Annotated in this window: 12 protein-coding genes and 1 pseudogene; 1 reads left to right on the top strand and 12 read right to left on the bottom strand. The window is 38.3% G+C overall.

The features are described 5' to 3' along the window. Positions 1–19 precede the first annotated feature (19 nt). Both IPU53_RS22565 and IPU53_RS22560 read right to left on the bottom strand, forming a co-directional pair. A complete protein-coding gene (locus tag IPU53_RS22565; protein ID WP_242698511.1) occupies positions 20–1,918 on the bottom strand; it encodes an FIMAH domain-containing protein in 1,899 nt (632 codons plus the stop codon). Between the two features lie 85 nt (positions 1,919–2,003). Then, a complete protein-coding gene (locus IPU53_RS22560; protein ID WP_207453434.1) occupies positions 2,004–3,305 on the bottom strand; it encodes an ABC transporter substrate-binding protein in 1,302 nt (433 codons plus the stop codon). Between the two features lie 450 nt (positions 3,306–3,755). On the opposite strand from IPU53_RS22560, the gene IPU53_RS22555 reads away from it, so the two are divergent. Next, positions 3,756–4,832: a LacI family DNA-binding transcriptional regulator gene (locus IPU53_RS22555; RefSeq protein WP_207453433.1), complete on the top strand. Its 1,077-nt coding sequence runs from the start codon at positions 3,756–3,758 to the stop codon at positions 4,830–4,832. 325 nt (positions 4,833–5,157) lie between these two features. Here the strand turns inward: IPU53_RS22555 and IPU53_RS22550 are convergent, their stop codons facing one another. From IPU53_RS22550 to IPU53_RS22510, 10 genes and pseudogenes are all read right to left on the bottom strand, one after another. Beyond that, positions 5,158–6,174: an oligopeptide/dipeptide ABC transporter ATP-binding protein gene (locus IPU53_RS22550; RefSeq protein ID WP_207453432.1), complete on the bottom strand. Its 1,017-nt coding sequence runs from the start codon at positions 6,172–6,174 to the stop codon at positions 5,158–5,160. Then, complete coding sequence (locus IPU53_RS22545; protein WP_207453431.1) at positions 6,171–7,163, bottom strand: ABC transporter ATP-binding protein; 993 nt, start codon at positions 7,161–7,163, stop codon at positions 6,171–6,173. The genes IPU53_RS22550 and IPU53_RS22545 overlap by 4 nt, the downstream gene beginning before the upstream one ends. After that, positions 7,164–8,027 (bottom strand): ABC transporter permease, encoded by an 864-nt coding sequence (locus IPU53_RS22540; RefSeq protein WP_207453429.1) that lies wholly within the window; start codon positions 8,025–8,027, stop codon positions 7,164–7,166. A gap of 10 nt (positions 8,028–8,037) precedes the next feature. Further along, positions 8,038–9,036: an ABC transporter permease gene (locus IPU53_RS22535; RefSeq protein WP_207453427.1), complete on the bottom strand. Its 999-nt coding sequence runs from the start codon at positions 9,034–9,036 to the stop codon at positions 8,038–8,040. Between the two features lie 12 nt (positions 9,037–9,048). Continuing rightward, positions 9,049–10,947 (bottom strand): ABC transporter substrate-binding protein, encoded by a 1,899-nt coding sequence (locus IPU53_RS22530; protein WP_207453425.1) that lies wholly within the window; start codon positions 10,945–10,947, stop codon positions 9,049–9,051. 958 nt (positions 10,948–11,905) lie between these two features. Further along, positions 11,906–13,708 carry an ABC transporter ATP-binding protein gene (locus IPU53_RS22525; protein WP_207453423.1) on the bottom strand — a complete coding sequence of 601 codons (1,803 nt, stop codon included), beginning with the start codon at positions 13,706–13,708 and terminating at the stop codon, positions 11,906–11,908. A 15-nt stretch (positions 13,709–13,723) separates the two neighbouring features. Further along, positions 13,724–13,957: a hypothetical protein gene (locus tag IPU53_RS25130; RefSeq protein WP_242698514.1), complete on the bottom strand. Its 234-nt coding sequence runs from the start codon at positions 13,955–13,957 to the stop codon at positions 13,724–13,726. A gap of 18 nt (positions 13,958–13,975) precedes the next feature. Next, a pseudogene (locus IPU53_RS25700) lies at positions 13,976–14,083 on the bottom strand (hypothetical protein); the annotation flags it as partial. Next, on the bottom strand, positions 14,077–15,525 hold the full coding sequence (locus IPU53_RS25370) for an ATP-binding cassette domain-containing protein (RefSeq protein ID WP_207453421.1): 1,449 nt from the start codon (positions 15,523–15,525) through the stop codon (positions 14,077–14,079). The pseudogene IPU53_RS25700 and the gene IPU53_RS25370, both read right to left, overlap by 7 nt. Before the next feature lie 143 nt (positions 15,526–15,668). After that, positions 15,669–16,496, bottom strand: a complete 828-nt coding sequence (locus IPU53_RS22510) for a sugar phosphate isomerase/epimerase family protein (protein ID WP_207453419.1) — start codon at positions 16,494–16,496, stop codon at positions 15,669–15,671. Positions 16,497–16,532 lie beyond the last annotated feature (36 nt).

Here is a 16,532-nt window from a genome sequence, read left to right as displayed (position 1 = left end):
TTTTATACACACGAGCCAACTATTCCCATTTCTGCAGTAACTCTTCTGCACCAGCACTCAATTCTTCATAGGCCTTTTCTGGAATCAAGTCATCTTCCTTCTGTTGATCGAGTAAACCAAGCAAACTTTTCGTATGTTTGACAATTTTCTTCGCTTCCTCTTTATCTTCATATTGCTGCAACGCTGTTAGATGAACTTGGAGTGCTCGATAAGCCCGCTCAGATGGATACTCATCTTCATAGTTTGCTAAGATTGAAAATAGCTTAGCAACTGTTGCTGGTTCTTCTTCTCCGTCCTCTCCATCATCATCTTCCCCATCTGATGGTTCCAGTGTCAGATTAGGATTTGTTAAATCCAACTTATACATCATTTGGTTATAATTATAACGCGGGATTGGTTCATGATCAGTGAACGTATTCGTATAAGTACCCTCGAAAAAGATCGTGCGTCCACCATCCTTATCAAAGAATTCGTCATGTGCCACATTATAGAATGTATAGTTATTATGTGTCACAATTTTTTTAGCTGTCTCCCACGGTCCCTGTGGGGCTGATGCTTCTGTGTACCAAACTTCCCCAAGAACGGAAGGGTCCCCTCCAGTCTGCTGTCCGATCATCACATACTTATTTCGATATTCATTCCATTCAACAGAGCTAGATGTAATTCTGATATCCTCGCCTGTATCCACGTTCTTAAGCTGGAAATAGTGTGGATCATCTGATTTGATTAGTCCAAGATCGATCAACTCTTTTTCTTGATCTGGCTTTAGTGGAGCTGTGTTTAATTTCCAGTCCCATACCAAATTTCCGTCTTCATCACGTTCTAATGATGTGTTTTCTCCATCAAAAGTCGTTCCAGGTGTGAGGCAAGTGAAAGATTCATACTGTTCATGATCCTGAATGGCTTCAAACGTTGCCGGTACCCTTAAATTCGGCATATTATGTTCAGTAAACACCCAATACCCTTCCCCATCTTCTTCATAATAGCTTGCCTGTCCACCCGGGTGACGCCAGTCCTCCTTGTCCGGGAATTCGACCAACTGCTCAAATTCTTCCTTTTCATCATTGAAAACAAGAATACCAAAGGCACTCAAAGGTGTATGTGTGCTATAACCTGCAAGTAGCCGTTCCTTTCCATTTTCATCCTCTGCTGTCATTAGGCCGAATACCCAAGCAATACCAGCCCCATCAGGTAACGGCGGTACCAAGCTTTTGACAAATCCATCCTCTTGGATAAAATAATCCAGATCGACACCGACTTCAGGATCAAGCCCTCCTCTACTTGGTAGCTCCGAAGTAGCTCCAGTTACGCGGAAGTTCCCCAATGGGTATGCTGGTCTGTCCGTATCTCCCCAAAACCAGTACAGTTTATCCTGATATTCGATCGTCTGAACCGAGTCCGAACCCATCACTTTTCCGTTCAAAAGCGGTTCTTCGATTGGTGGTGTCAGACCAAGCAGGACGCTATCCTGATAAATACCTTGACCGGTGACTCGATATAGTCGCTCAGCGATATTCACTCGATCCATCTCGATCGTGATGCTTCCACCCGGTTTTGTGTCGACCGCTTGACCGCGGTTTCCAAAACCATCTTCGGGAAACTCATACCCATGACTGGATAAATGGAAAAAGACTTCTTGATCCATAAGACCTGGTTCATTAAAGGCGACATAGCCAGCACTGTCTGTATAGTAGAGAATGTTATTCGTCGTCCTCAGCTCTACAGCCGGAATGCCTCTCCCTGTCTCCGCATCAATGACTTGAATCTTGAAAGGTTCCTGATTATACGAAGGCTTCGAAGCCTCCGCTTTCGCGGGGGGAGCAGATATCGATTTAAAGTTAAGAGACATGATTACCACCAATACCACCAATGCTACTAGTAACAACTTACTTCGCTTTCTCTGCATGATTCTTGACATCCATTAACCTCTCCTTGATCTTTAAGTTAATCCTTTTCTAAATCGTCCAGGCTACCTTTAGTTGCCACATTTACCTATCGGTTATTCATTCGCCTGCTTCCATCGCTTCCTTTATTTTCCCGGAAGATTCTTCTTCCAATTCCCTTATGATCGTATTGATGTCCTTATCTTGTTCAATCATTTTTTCGATAGCCGTATCCACATCCACATAGTTGTCCCATTGACTTATTGTATCTTCATATACCGCGGGCTCTTGGGCAAAGAAAGCTTCACGGTTTTTCCCTTCAAGGCCAGGAGCATTGATCGCATAATTTTGGTGGATTTCAGGATCCGCCAAAATAGATCCCATGACTCCACTTTCTGTAACCTCCAACTGATGTTTTTGAGATACATAGGCTTCCAACACTTTAAATGCCTCATCTTTATGCTCACTATAATTCGTAATGATCATTGACCAAAACCCTCGATACGGACCTTGATCAGGGCTGCCTTCCCATATTGGAACTGGAACCATTTCAAGAGATTCTAGAAAATTCTGATCTTCAACACTATCAAGATAGGCATCTTGCGCAATAAACATCGCAGCTTTTCCTTCAGCAAACCAATCGCCTTCCCACTCCGCATCGTGGATCCCTTGAAAACTATAATATTCTGCCATTAAGTCGAAGTATTTCCTAAGCGGAGGATTATCTTGAATGTTCACTTCCCCTGTTTCCGGATCCGTCATATTCGTGGCCAGTTCATCCAACGGCCAAGTACCCGGGCCGAAGCCAGCAAAAGGTCCATGAGTCATGCCAACGTACTGTGTACCATTTTTCTCGCCTGTCATTTTTGCGGCTAGATTAATTGCCTCATCCCATGTCATAGCTGTATTCTGATCCGGGTAATCTTGCCCAAACAAGTCGAATACAGCTTTATTATAGTAGAGTGCAAAAAAAGGCCGATTATCTGGAAATGCCACAATCTTTCCCTCATCTGTTAACGAGCGAACATTCTTCATTAAGGAAGAGTTGAGAGAATCAAGATCAAAATTGTGTTGTTCTATTAATTCATCCAGTGGTTCAATCACTTCAAGTTCCTTCATCGGTTCAATTGGACCGATAATAATATCTGGTTTATTACCTTTTGCAAATATTTCCTGAAGTGACTCCACCGTATTTTCATAAGGAATCCGTTCTAGCTTAATATTCTTGAGATCTTTCTCTAATGAACCCACCCTTTCCTCCCATGTATCTCCATCGAAAAGATAGGCGATTTTAATCGTCACCGACTTTTCAACCTCCGGGTCATTCCCTTCATTTCCTGCATTTTGAGATTGGCAGCCACTAAATATGCCCGCTAATATGATCACTAATGAAGTAAGACAATAACTTTTAAATCTTTTCATTCCTATTCCTCCGCCTAGTCTGTGTGTTTTAGATTTACTTTCGCTCACACTCATATGAGGGAAACCTACTTCACACAATATTAAGATAATAAAAACAATAGGTCTTCGTGTAAGAATAAACTATGAATCTATTTTACCAATAAACTTTACGAACTCAGTTTTCATCACCTCCCCATGAATCGCTAAAACTTGCCTAGTCACCTGTTGCAAAGTTTCTTTACATTTGTGATATACTCGAATGGAACTGTTAGCGATTACATTTCCTTGGATAAATAGATTATTCACTTCCAATATAGATAGAATTCGTTTTTAATGTTATACTATGTTCATTAGAAAGGTATACATACACATTATTATAAAAGAAAATAAAAATCAAGCTTTATTTTACCTTTAATGTTAATAAATAAACAACACATTTGAGATTCATCAACTATGAAAGGAAGTTAAAATATGAAGGAGTCAAAGTTCTCTGTTCCAAAGTATCAAATGGTAAGAGATTATATACTTAGCATGATTCAAAATAAAGAGTTATCCGCTCATGCACGTATACCAAGCGAGAAGGATTTTATCGAAAAACTCGGCGTCAGCTCCATTACAGTTAGAAGAGCCTTAGCTGAGTTAGTGGATGAAGGTATAATTTACCGTGTTAAAGGAAAGGGCAGCTTTATTTCCGAACAAAAACAAAAAGATCAAACAAGATCAAAATTAATTACATTTGTATTATCTGGAAAGGACATGTACGACAACTCCTATATGCGAATTATGAAAGGGATTCAATCCTATCTTTCCAAGCATGGTTATAAGTTAATCATCGAGTTCATTGAAAATGATATTGATCGAGAAAAGGATCTAGTAAAAAAATTAATTCAAACAGATTGCGAAGGATTATTAATTTATTCCTCAGATCCAGAAGCTGCTAAAGAGTATCTAACAGACATTCAATCAAAGAGAATCCCGATTGTGTTATTAGATCGATTTCCAATGGGAATCCCCTTACCTTGTATTGCTTGTAATAATTATGACGGGGGATTTGAGGCGGTGAATCATCTAATTGATTTAGGTCACTCAAAAATCGGTTTTTGTGCTTATGATTTCTTTTTAAACTCAGAAAAAGAACGATATCTTGGTTACCAGCACGCTCTGTTAAACGCTAACCTGCCGAGTGATCCCACTATTTTCTTTTCACAATCAAAGCTAGATTACAATGAACTCGTAACTACGATTAAAAAAGGGAATCTAACTGCTTTATTCTGTGTAAATGACCGCATGGCCCTTGAAGTTATGGAGCAATTGATAAAAATGGGTATAAAGATCCCAGAAGATCTTTCCATTATCGGTTTTGATGATTTCGAAAGTTCTAGATACGCTAAAGTACCTCTAACTACAGTCCAGCAACATTTTGATACACTAGGCTATGAAGCAGCTAAATTATTGTTAGAAATCCGCAAAAAAGCGCAAATTGAACCTAAAAAGGTTTTATTGCCCACTAATCTTGTTATTCGTGATTCAACAGCCGCACCAAGCTAACGATAAAATAAACGGAGCTACATACCCGCAGCTCCGTTTATCTTGATCCTATTCTATTTCTTTATTATCTCATGTACATCCCTTACCGCGTAACCACACAATCCAGTGCAGATCATCCTCTATTGCGGACAAGCTTTTAACCAATCCTACTCACGATTTATTTCGTGCCTTCTTTTCATCCACCAACTAAAAATAAGAGTGCCAATAATAATGCAACTATTAATGACCAGTGTTATGCAGACGAGTTGGAACTCGACTGTCTTTGGCTCCGTTAGGAAAATTAACAGACCGCTGAAAACCGCAAAAATGACAGCAAAATGAAAAATTAATTTGAAGAAGCTGTTAAGTGCCATTTCGGAATCCTCTCTGCATAGTGGCATGCCACTACCCCATGTTTGACCTTGCGCAATGGTGGTAATTCTTCACTACAATATTCCGTTGCATAAGGACAACGCGGATGAAAAGAGCAGCCGCCAGGTGGATTGACAAGACTTGGCACCTCTAATCCTTTTAATGGCAATTCATTTTTTTCCTTCGCGATTTTCGGATCAGGAATCGGTACTGCTGTTAACAATGCCTGCAAATAAGGATGCTGAGGATTATCCATCATTTCTCCAACAGAACTTAACTCGACAATTCTCCCTAAATACATAGCAGCTAGACGACCATTTTGAGCAATAAATCGAGCAGTTGCTAAATCGTGAGTGATATAAATAAAAGCAATATTTAGCTTTTTATTTAATGATGTCATTAAATTTAGAATAGAGAGACGTAACGAAACATCTACCATTGATACAGGTTCATCCGCAACAATCACTTCAGGATCAAGTGAAATCGCCCTTGCCATTAATACCCGTTGGCGTTGACCTCCACTCAATTGATGAGGAAATTTTCCTAGGAATTGCTCTGCTGGTTTTAGTCCAACAGTTTCAAGTAGCTCAATTATTTTTGTGCGGATGCCTTGTCTTCCCTTCGCTATCTTATGACGAATAATTGGGGCTGCCAAGGATTGTTGGATCGTTTTTGCCGGATTCAGAGCAGCATAGGAATCTTGTTGTACAAGTTGAACACTCATTCGATACTGTTTCTGTTTCTTCCCGCCTAATTTACTAACATCATTTTCTTTATAATAATAGTTCCCGCCTGTTGGCTGGTACAACCCAGCAATAACTTTTCCAAGCGTTGTTTTGCCACAGCCGCTTTCCCCTACAATCGCCATAATTTCTCCAGGGTATAAGGACATACTGACATTCGACAGCGCTTTAATGGTTGTATTTTTCGCTTCTTTATCTTTGTTCGGGAAATGCATGGACACATTATCTAATTTCAACAATGGATTCATTTTGTTCCTACAGCCTCCTTTTCCTTGTCAGTAAATAAATGACAAGCAGGACGATAACCGTCCTTCAATAACTCTAATTCTGGTTCCACTGTTTTACAATGACTCATTACATATTCACATCGCGGGTGAAAAGGACAACCCTTTGGCAAATTAAGTAGATTAGGTGAAGCTCCCGGAATAGGCTTTATCGTTTCTAAGTCGTGAATAAGTGAAGGAACCGCTCGCAGCAATCCCTCCGTATAAGGATGCTTCGGATGTTCAAAAATGGTATAAATTTCATCAAATTCAACAATCTTTCCTGCATACATGACACCAAGATAATCAGCTACCTTTGCCACAACAGCGATATCATGTGAAAGCAAAAGCAATGTAATGCCCAAGTCACGATTGATTTGTTCGAGAATAGAAAAAATCGAATCTTGTGTAATGACATCTAAAGCCGTTGTTGGTTCATCCAGAATGACTATTTTTGGTTCTAACAACAAACTAAAAGCAATCATGACCCGTTGTTTCATTCCCCCACTTAGTTCATGAGGATACGAACGTAAAACTCGTTTGGGTTCAAGCTTAACATATTCAAGCAATTCGATTGCTCTTTTCTCAATCACTTCATTTTTTGCATCCTTCCGGTGTGCCCTGTATGTTTCAACAAATTGTTCCCCAATTGTTACAACAGGATTTAATGAATTCTGTGCCGCCTGAAATACCATCGATACTTCAGACCAACGGTAATTGAGCAGTTGTTTCTCGGACATCTTCGTCACATCTTGCCCATCAACTTGAATAGAATCCGCTGATATCGTTCCTGGTGCAGAAACCATTCTTAGTAGGGTGGAAGCCAATGTGGACTTCCCGCTTCCACTTTCACCCACAAGAGCTGTTACCTTTCCCTTCGGAATCCGGAGCGAAACATCACGAACCGCTTGAACTGTTCCCTCGCGCATCGGGAAGGACACGTTGACATTTTCAAATTCAATGACTGTTTCCATTTATGCTCCACCCCTTGTTCGAAGTCTTGGGTTCAATGCTTCATCGAGCCCATTTGCAAAGAAGATCGTCCCTAGTTGAAACAAAGCGAGACAAACAATTGGTGACAGAACATAGACATAGCCATTTGGATTGAAAATTCCTCCGGTTTGAGAAATCGCCAGGTTCAGCATTTGTCCCCAATTGGTTGGTGAATAAGGGGCTAATCCTAGCATCATAATCGCTACACTCCCAACAATCGCCCCACGCATAATCATAATGAAATTAATTGCCAAATAGGAGACAATATTGGGCATAATTTCTCTAAAAATGATATGACCTAAGCCTAAATCCATTACTCTGCAAATCACAATAAAATCCCGTTCCTTCAATGAAATTACTTGTGACCGAACAGCCCTTGTCAGTCCCGGCCAGCTCCATGCGCTCAACACAAGCGCAAATGAGAATGGATCTTCAATGGATAAAAAAGCCGCTAGGATGATAAAAACAGGTAAGGAAGGAATGGTCAAAAATAGATTAGTAACCAGCATAATGACCGTATCTAGCTTGCCGCCGACAAGCCCAGAAATCATTCCTAGTACTGCTCCAAAAATCAGCGTCACAACCGCCGCCAGCAGACCGATAAGCAGAACCTCCTGTGAACCGTGAACAATTTGCGACCATACATCCCTGCCGCCGTAATCCGTTCCCAGCCAATGTTCAAAGTTTGGCTGCTGATAGCGATTTTCATAATCCACTTGTGTATCTAATGGAAAAACAACTGGACCGACGGTTGCCATTAAAATGAAAAATACTGTTATGATTAAACCAACACATGAACGTCGGTTCGATATTATAATTCGAAAAAAATCGATCACGCCTTGCATCGTTTCACCCCTATTCCTCAATCTGGATTCTTGGATCCAATTTACTGTATAGTAAATCAGCAATAAAATTAGCAATGATCATCGTAATCGCAATAAACAGCAGGATCCCCTGCATCACAATATAATCACGCTGTTTTGTTGCTTCAGCCATAAAATAACCAATTCCCGGATATTGGAACAGATTTTCTACAAGAATCGCCCCACCAAGCATTCCGCCTAAAAAGACGGCAAGCTGCGTAACCAATGGAATAATGGCATTCTTCTGCACATATTTTCGAACAATCAGCTTCTGCGGCAATCCCCTCGCTTTTGCTGCTTCAATATAGTCATCACCAAGAATACTAACTGCACTCCCTTTCATCATCAATGCCCACTGGCCAATTAACGTCAACACATAAGTAAGGATAGGTAGTGCTCCATAGTAAAAAATACTGCTAATAAAGGCGAGATTAAAACCAGGTGTTAAATAGAAATCATATGCCCCGTTTATTGGAAACCATCCTAATCCATAAGAAAATACGATTAAGAGAAGTATCGCTAAGATGAAATCAGGAACTGCATTCGTCACAACCGAGTATATGGAAATAACAGGATCAATCCATGATTTTCGGTTGTACGCCATCTTTACTCCTAAATAGATGCCAATAATAAAGCTAATAACCAAGGCAATGCTAGATACAAACAGGGTCCACGGTAAAGCATTAGCAATAATATCATTGACACGCAGCCCCTGATGTACCATGCTATAACCGAGGTTTCCTTGTAACAAATTGCCGACATAGCGGGTAAACTGCTGGATAATCGGTTCATTTGGATCATAATTAATCATATTCGCAACACGCGTATAAGCCTCATCAATGGTAATATTGTATTGAATCGCATAATCCCTTGCCCATTGGTCAATCGCATTGCCGGGCGTTAGCCTTAACAGGACAAAAGTAATAACAACAGCAAGGACAATGGTGATTAGTGCGTGGAGAATGCGTTTTAAAAATATCCGTCGTGTCAATGGAAACCCTCCTTATTCTTTCGGTCGGTATTGTCCTTCAATAAATGGCTGAATACCAGAATTGAACCAATTTGTCTTTAGCACCTCACGCATGTCTTCATCTGTTTCTGGTACTGGAATATTGCGATCATATTGTTCAATCTGCGACTCTAGCGGTAATCCATCTAAATGAGCCTGATTTAACCATGTTCCTGTTACATTCTGGAACAAATTGACACCGAACGCTTCTTCGTTATTGACCCATGCCATTCGCGAAAACCATTCCGTATACTCTTCCTCATCCATATATGGAATCTTTTGCATAACTTCTCGCACATCAAATTCAACATCGTCATAACTCTTTAAACGCAAATTAATTTTATCTCGCTTTTCAGGATCTTCATGATCTTCATCATAACGAGGCATATGCATCATCTTCGCAATATTCCCTTCATACACTTCACGAATGGATTGCCAAGGAAACATAAATCCCCAAGCTACATCGACCCAGTCAAGGGACATTTCATAAAGTCCATCATCTTTTGAGACATTATCGAAGTAAACGGTTCCATCGACTGCCATTAAACGGGTCGGAATACCAAAAGCTGTTAATTGTTCAGCCACAATTTGACCAGGCATCAGACCATTTTGCCATGTCGCATTAACACCGATGACAAAATCAGGGCGAACCCCATCTGGATCACGCCAAATGCCTTCCTTGTCACGACTCCAACCCAGATCCTCCAACATTTCCTCGGCTTTTTCCGGATTGTATGAATAGTCGCGCATATCCTTTATAACTTCTGGTTTTATCCAATTCTCCATATCTGATGGTACTAGCCCTGTAATCGATGTTGTTGGTTCCTGCCCATATACATTTCCAACTTCGCGTGCTTTCGATCTGTCAATCGCATACGTAATTGCCTGTCTAAACTCCTTTTGATCAAACGGCGGACGGTCTTGGTTATATAAAATACCAACTGAAGCCGGATCTAGCATTTTAAAATGGACAAGATCCTTATTCGTAGCTAATAATGATTCAAGAATATCCTGCGGTGGGGTACCATCAAAATAATCAATTTGGCCGGAGCGCAATAACGCAAATCCAGCTGCACCTTCAGTCCCAGGATTTTTAATCGTTACCTTGTCAAATTTAATCTCGTCCGCAAGATAATAGTCAGAAAATTTTTCCAGCAACATATCTGAAGATGTTACTCGCTCTATTGTAAAAGGTCCGGTTCCGACTGGCATTTCCGGCCCCGCCACAAGAAAGTCCTGCCAGTTTTTATCTATCTCCTTTTGCAAATCATCGTCAATTTCCAAACCAAACTTCCCTTTTTGGATTAGTTGTTCTTCTTCCGTATAAGGCGATGCCTGTTTGAGTAACTCAGCAGCCCGATCAACATACTTTCCATAAATATGATAAGGAATCGTAGCCTGCTTATCCTGTCCTAATAAAAAGGAAAGGACAGTCTCATTTGCTTGAGGTTCCAACCAGTGAATTCGTAATGTTTTATCATCTACAAGTTCAATTTCTTTCATATACTGGGTGACTTCTGCCCCATTGTTTAATATATAATACGCCCAAATATCTTTACTTGTAAAAGGCTCTCCATCATGCCAGACCGCATCATCGACTAATTTAACTTCTGCATAATCATCATGAAAATCAATTGATTTTGCTAAACGTAAATGTTGCTCATTTGAGATTCGGACATTTTGCACTAATCCCTCAAAAACAAAATTTGTCGCTTCTCCAATCCCACCATTAGCAAAGTTATTCCCTTGGAATAATGGTGGACGCGGCCAACCGCCACTCCACTGTATAACTTTCTCATCCTTATTCGCTCCCGTGGCGCCACAGCCCGAAACAATGATGACCAACAATAAAATCATAGCAATCGCTCGTGCCTTGCGAAGAATAGAACCCAAAATATATGTACCTCCTTTAATCACTTAAATAGATGTTCAACAAGGTGAAGAACTTGTAAATAAAAAGGATTATATAGAGCGTGTTCAAAAAGGCGAACAAAAATATCATTTTTACTGGGCTTCTTGAACATCCTCTTATAGGTTTTAGCTTATGTGATTAACATCTTCATTTCTAGCAATCTACCCAAACACTCCCCTCCTTACTTCGCAAGCTATATTATCCGCTTACATTTTTTATGGACTAAAAAATTGATATATCAATTATGATATATTATCAATATTATATACCCTGACTATGTCAATTTAAACGTTATATGTTTATATGTAATCGTTTCTTTATAAGTATGAAAAAAACTTGAAATATTTCTCCGTTTTTAAAGTTACACCTAAAATTCCTGAGAGATTCCTATAAACCAGCCGGAATTATCAAAGAATTATATTTTATTATTGTTGGAAACTCGTACTGATTTGTGTGTAGAGGAGAATTCGAAGGGTTTCTAACTGTTACATAGGATAAAATGGATATGCATTTATTTTAATTTTTTATTCTCAAAATCAGTATATCAATATATATAATCTTCTATCTCTAACATAAATTTGACAGACATCCGAGTTTCTTTTTCCTACTGTATCATCAAATTAAGCTATCAAACCATACATAAATAAACCATCTTAAAAAATCGATGATCGGAAAATAATGCGGGATGAGATATCGCTTTTGAATATATGCTTCCTTTTTACGGGCCACTAATGAGGCTTCTCATGCTAATAGTAAGCTGCCTCCTAATGTTAGGGTAGGGGGCAGCTCACGAGCCTGCAAAGAAAATCAAGCTCTATCCTTTCATGTTGTTCTTTACACTAGGTAAAGTCATTATCCAAATCTTCTTCTAATAACAAATAGATCGTTATACCATTTATTTGATGCTTGGTAAACCATACAATCAATCGCAACACATTATTAAGAAGTTTGTTTATATTGCTTGGATTGAACGCGGAACATTTCTGCATATCTGCCGTGCGTAGCCAATAATTGCTGGTGTGTACCTTCTTCAATTATTTTGCCATTTTCTAGCATAACAATATGATCCGCCATAACTGTACTTGTTAAGCGGTGCGAAATAAAAACGACGGTTTTTTGTTTTGACAGCTTTGTCATATTATCATTAATATTATATTCAGATATGGGATCTAAAGCTGCAGAAGGTTCATCCAAAATAGCTACCCTACTGTCCTTAGACAATACACGTGCAATTGCTATTTTCTGCATTTCTCCTCCTGAAAACAAAACTCCATCTTCTTCAAATTCTCTTGTTAAGGGCGTTTCTAATCCAGTCGGTAAATGCTGATATTTTTCAGTGAAATCTGCAAAATCAAGTGCCTTCAATATGGAATTCCTATTCTCCTCGGTTACACGATCCATCATGACATTTTCACCCAAAGTGGCGGCAAAAATCTGGAAATCCTGAAAGGCTACTGTAAAGAAATTTCTATATTGCTTCAGATCATAGTCTTTGATATTTATTCCGTTTAGTAATATTTCACCACTATTCACATCATACAATCTTAATAGCAACTTGATTAATGTGGTTTTACCCGCCCCATTAAAACCAACAATAGCAAGTGTCTTTTTAGAGTGAATGGTTAAATTGATTTTATTAAGTGTAGGTGTTTCTTCAGCAGGATACTTGAAGGTAACATCTTTAAACTCGAATACAAATTCACTTTCCGGCACATTTTTCGCATTGGCGATCGAATTTATTTTAGGTTGGTAGTCGATAAAGGCCCTCATACTTTCAATATACAAAGTATTTTTGTAAAGGCTATTCATTTGATCCGAAAAGCGTGTTAGCGATAAATACAGACTGACCATCCCAGAATTCACGGCGATAAAATCACTAATTAACATCGTTCCTAGCACGATCAGTTTATAGGAAAAATACAGATAGACAGCAAAGGTGCTGATAAGATATCTTAAAAAAAATACGGGAGCAAACGATAACCATGCGACTTTATGAGCGTATTTTTTTATAATCTGGTTTAGTTCCTCATATGACTCATTATAAAACTCGATAAATTTAGTATAAATATTTGTTAATCTTATATCTTTGGCACTGTCTTTTAAGTAAAACATGCGCACAATATAATTTCGCTTTTTTTCACTATTCATCGTCTCTTTTTTATATGTAAGCACGATCTTTTCTTTTTTCGCTGTGATCACCATTGTTATGATGACAGCTAGCAGGATGATGATCCCCATACTGGCATCGATCGAGATGACAATGCCAATAATGCCGGTAAGTTGAAAGATATACCTAAAAAACTCACCTATCGATTTTATCGCATCCAAAATAAATTCCCCAGAATTATGGGTCGCCCAAATATATTCATTATAAAAGTTGGCATCATCGTAGCATGATAAGTCAAAAGTTTTCGCTTTATTATACAAAAAAGCTTCAAGGCCTTGAATCAGTTTCTGCGAATATACTGGTTTGATATAGTTCTCTATAACAATTTCAAACGCCCGCAGGAATAGTATCGTTAAGCCGCCTAACAGTAACAATATGAGTATTTCATTAAAACTGCTTCCCTCTTCTATTCTCCTAACAAGACTTCTAATAAAGATCATCGTTGTAAAAACCTGTAAAAAGGCAAATGCTAAAGAGCCAACAATTACAGACCAAAGTAGAATCGGAGAAAACTTTACTATTAATCTCATTAAAAAGAGATTGTTTTTGAGGATCATCTTTAAAGATACTTTCATGAGCTTTCACCTCCTCTAAAATGCATAATCATATTTTTCTGCTTGCTTTTTATACATATTTGCATATTTTCCATTTCTTTTTACTAATTCATCATGGGTTCCTTGCTCAGTTATCTTTCCATGCTCAAACAAATAAATTCTGTCAGCCTTTAAAGTCGCCGATAACCGATGGGAGATAAAAATAACCGTTTTATCTGCAGCAGCATTCAGCATCAATTCATTTATTTTTGCTTCAGATAATGGATCCAATGCACTTGATGGCTCATCAAAAATGAAGACATCACTCTTTTTGAAGATAGAACGTGCAATTGCCAGTTTTTGACTTTCTCCTCCAGATGGGACAAAACCCTTTTCATCAAATTCTTTCGTTACGATTGTCTGAATCCCATTGGGTAATGTTTGAATGCGCTTTCACATATCACTTTCGTTAAGGCATGATTTATTTCTGAAATATCCTGATCCCTTACATTCTCTATGGTAATATTTTCACCTACACTCAATGCGTATAAGGTAAAATCTTGAAAAACGACGGAGAAAATATCTCTGTATTTTTTCTGATCATAATGATGAACATGCTCTCGATTATATAAAATCTCACCAGCAGTCGGTTCATATAAGTTTAATAAAAGCTTTACAAAGGTAGATTTGCCCGCTCCATTATGACCAACAATAGCGATCTTCTCCCCCTTCTTAATGGTCATATTCATATCCTCTAGCACATTCACTTGCTGATCATAGGAAAAATCCACATGGCTAAATTCAAACAGTGTTTGCGTCCTATCCGGTATTTTCCCGACCCTTTTTTGGCCCGCTTTCGATTGTGTATTCATGAATCCTCTAAAATTGTCTATAAAGAGACTAAATTGCTCAAACTTCAAAGTTGTTCGAATCAACTCGTGAATACGCCAGCCCATTCCAGACACAGCATTTAATATAATTAAATAGTCACCAATCATCAGGGTTTTACTTTCAACAACCCGATAGGTGATATAAATAAGAATCCCAATATACACGAAGCCCTCAGTAATATAATCAAGAAAAAAAGTATAGATTGTTCCTTTTTTACCATATTTTTTCTCATTATCAACCACTTTGTCCATGTTTTGATGATATGTATTGATTAAACGATTAAATATATTAGAAAGGCGGATATCTTTCGCATATTTACTAAGATACATGACGCGATTAACATAAGCCGTTTTTCGAGTGGGATTGAGATTATTCATATACAGATCGTAATAACATTTATTCTTTTTTCTTCCGATGATAAGACTAGGGATTAGTGGCAAGGCGACAAACCAAAGAATATTGATATCAATGCTAATAATGGTTGTGAGCAAAATAATAACCGTAATCAAAGTACCGATGTATTGAGCTACTGTTTTAGATAAAGTGATCGCTCTATTTTGTGCTTCCTCCAAGGTGAGGATGTATTGATCATAAAATTTAGGATCATCATATTTCTCTATATCAAGTTCTACCGCATGCTGATAAACATTTCTAGTAAAGTATTTTTGAATAGCAGCGTTATCATACATTAAAAATACATCTGTAAACCATGATTGAAAAAACAAAGCAATACAAGTTATGAGCACAATCATACCTATAAAAATAGCAATATACATAAAGGAAGATCCATTTTGTGAAGCGTTTACAATACTTCCGAATAAAATAACGTAGATAAGCGTTTGAACGACCCCTTTGGAAGTATAAAATAAACTCTCCAAAAATAAACGCCATTTAGAGGCTTTACATAACAGTTTTAACATATACAAATTATTATCCAGTACCTGCTTTACTGTGCTTTTTTTTGTCAATTACCGCACCTTCTTTAATAAGGGGTCAAATCTTTTAATAGATACCTAATCATTATTTGAATCTTCTCATAATCTTAGCATACATGGTAAACTTGAAACAAGCGGAACCGATTTAAAAATCAGCTCCGCTTATTCATGTAGGATTATTTTTCTTCATTTTCAAGTTGTTTCATATATTGAACATATTGAGGAATCGCTATTTCAGGTTCCTCGATCTCAGGACACCATACTTTCTCCCATTCAAGTGTATAGTAGCCCTTATACTCTTGTTCAGCTAGTAAATCAAAGATCCGCTTTAAAGGAATATCGCCTTCTCCCATTAAACAAAGTTGATATCCTCGAGCAGTCGCTTCTTTTAAATATGAATCTTTCCAATGCGTATACTGAATCCTGTCGCCAAGCTTGTCCCATGTCTTTTCAGGCTCCTCACCCTTTGTTCGATACGGGTGATGAACATCCCATAAAACCTGTAAATACTTAGAATTAGTTTGGTTTAATACATCTAAAACGTTTTCACATTTTGTCCAGTCATCATGCGTTTCCAGGATTAAAGTGACTTCATACTGTTCAGCTATTGGAAGCAACTGGTCTAAATTATTTTTTACAATTTGAACAGCTTCCGCTCGTGCTGTATCTCCAATCCCTCCTCCAAAGACGCGGATATAGGGGGTGTTAAATTCTTGACATAAGCGACCATATTGCCTTAATTCTTCCTTGTAACCCTCCAATTCATTATTCGAAGTTGTAAACAAACGAATGGAACTGGAGAAACATGGAATCTCAAGATCTGCTTCATTAAATTTTCTCTTTGTTGTTTCGATTTCACTGGAGAATTCCGGTAATGTATAGATTTCCATCTCTCCTAGATACCCTCTAAAATCCACTCCATCATAATCATACTCCACAGCCTTTGAAATAATCGTATCCATATTCCAATTGGGACAGCCTAGCGTTGTAAATGCGAGTTTCATTGATTTCCTCCTTGTTTGTGAATATAGAACACTTCA

This window comes from Bacillus sp. SD088 (genome assembly GCF_017355205.1).
Classification (GTDB): domain Bacteria; phylum Bacillota; class Bacilli; order Bacillales; family Bacillaceae_C; genus Lederbergia.
The sequence above is the reverse complement of the archived record's forward strand: the minus strand, read 5'-3'. Positions and strand labels throughout refer to the sequence as shown.

What these genes read in the sequence shown, in the direction of transcription:
- IPU53_RS22565 (WP_242698511.1), bottom strand. Translation starts at nt 1,918, where the DNA reads ATGTCAAGAATCATGCAGAGAAAGCGAAGTAAGTTGTTACTAGTAGCA.
- IPU53_RS22560 (WP_207453434.1), bottom strand. Translation starts at nt 3,305, where the DNA reads ATGAAAAGATTTAAAAGTTATTGTCTTACTTCATTAGTGATCATATTA.
- IPU53_RS22555 (WP_207453433.1), top strand. Translation starts at nt 3,756, where the DNA reads ATGAAGGAGTCAAAGTTCTCTGTTCCAAAGTATCAAATGGTAAGAGAT.
- IPU53_RS22550 (WP_207453432.1), bottom strand. Translation starts at nt 6,174, where the DNA reads ATGAATCCATTGTTGAAATTAGATAATGTGTCCATGCATTTCCCGAAC.
- IPU53_RS22545 (WP_207453431.1), bottom strand. Translation starts at nt 7,163, where the DNA reads ATGGAAACAGTCATTGAATTTGAAAATGTCAACGTGTCCTTCCCGATG.
- IPU53_RS22540 (WP_207453429.1), bottom strand. Translation starts at nt 8,027, where the DNA reads ATGCAAGGCGTGATCGATTTTTTTCGAATTATAATATCGAACCGACGT.
- IPU53_RS22525 (WP_207453423.1), bottom strand. Translation starts at nt 13,708, where the DNA reads ATGAAAGTATCTTTAAAGATGATCCTCAAAAACAATCTCTTTTTAATG.
- IPU53_RS22510 (WP_207453419.1), bottom strand. Translation starts at nt 16,496, where the DNA reads ATGAAACTCGCATTTACAACGCTAGGCTGTCCCAATTGGAATATGGAT.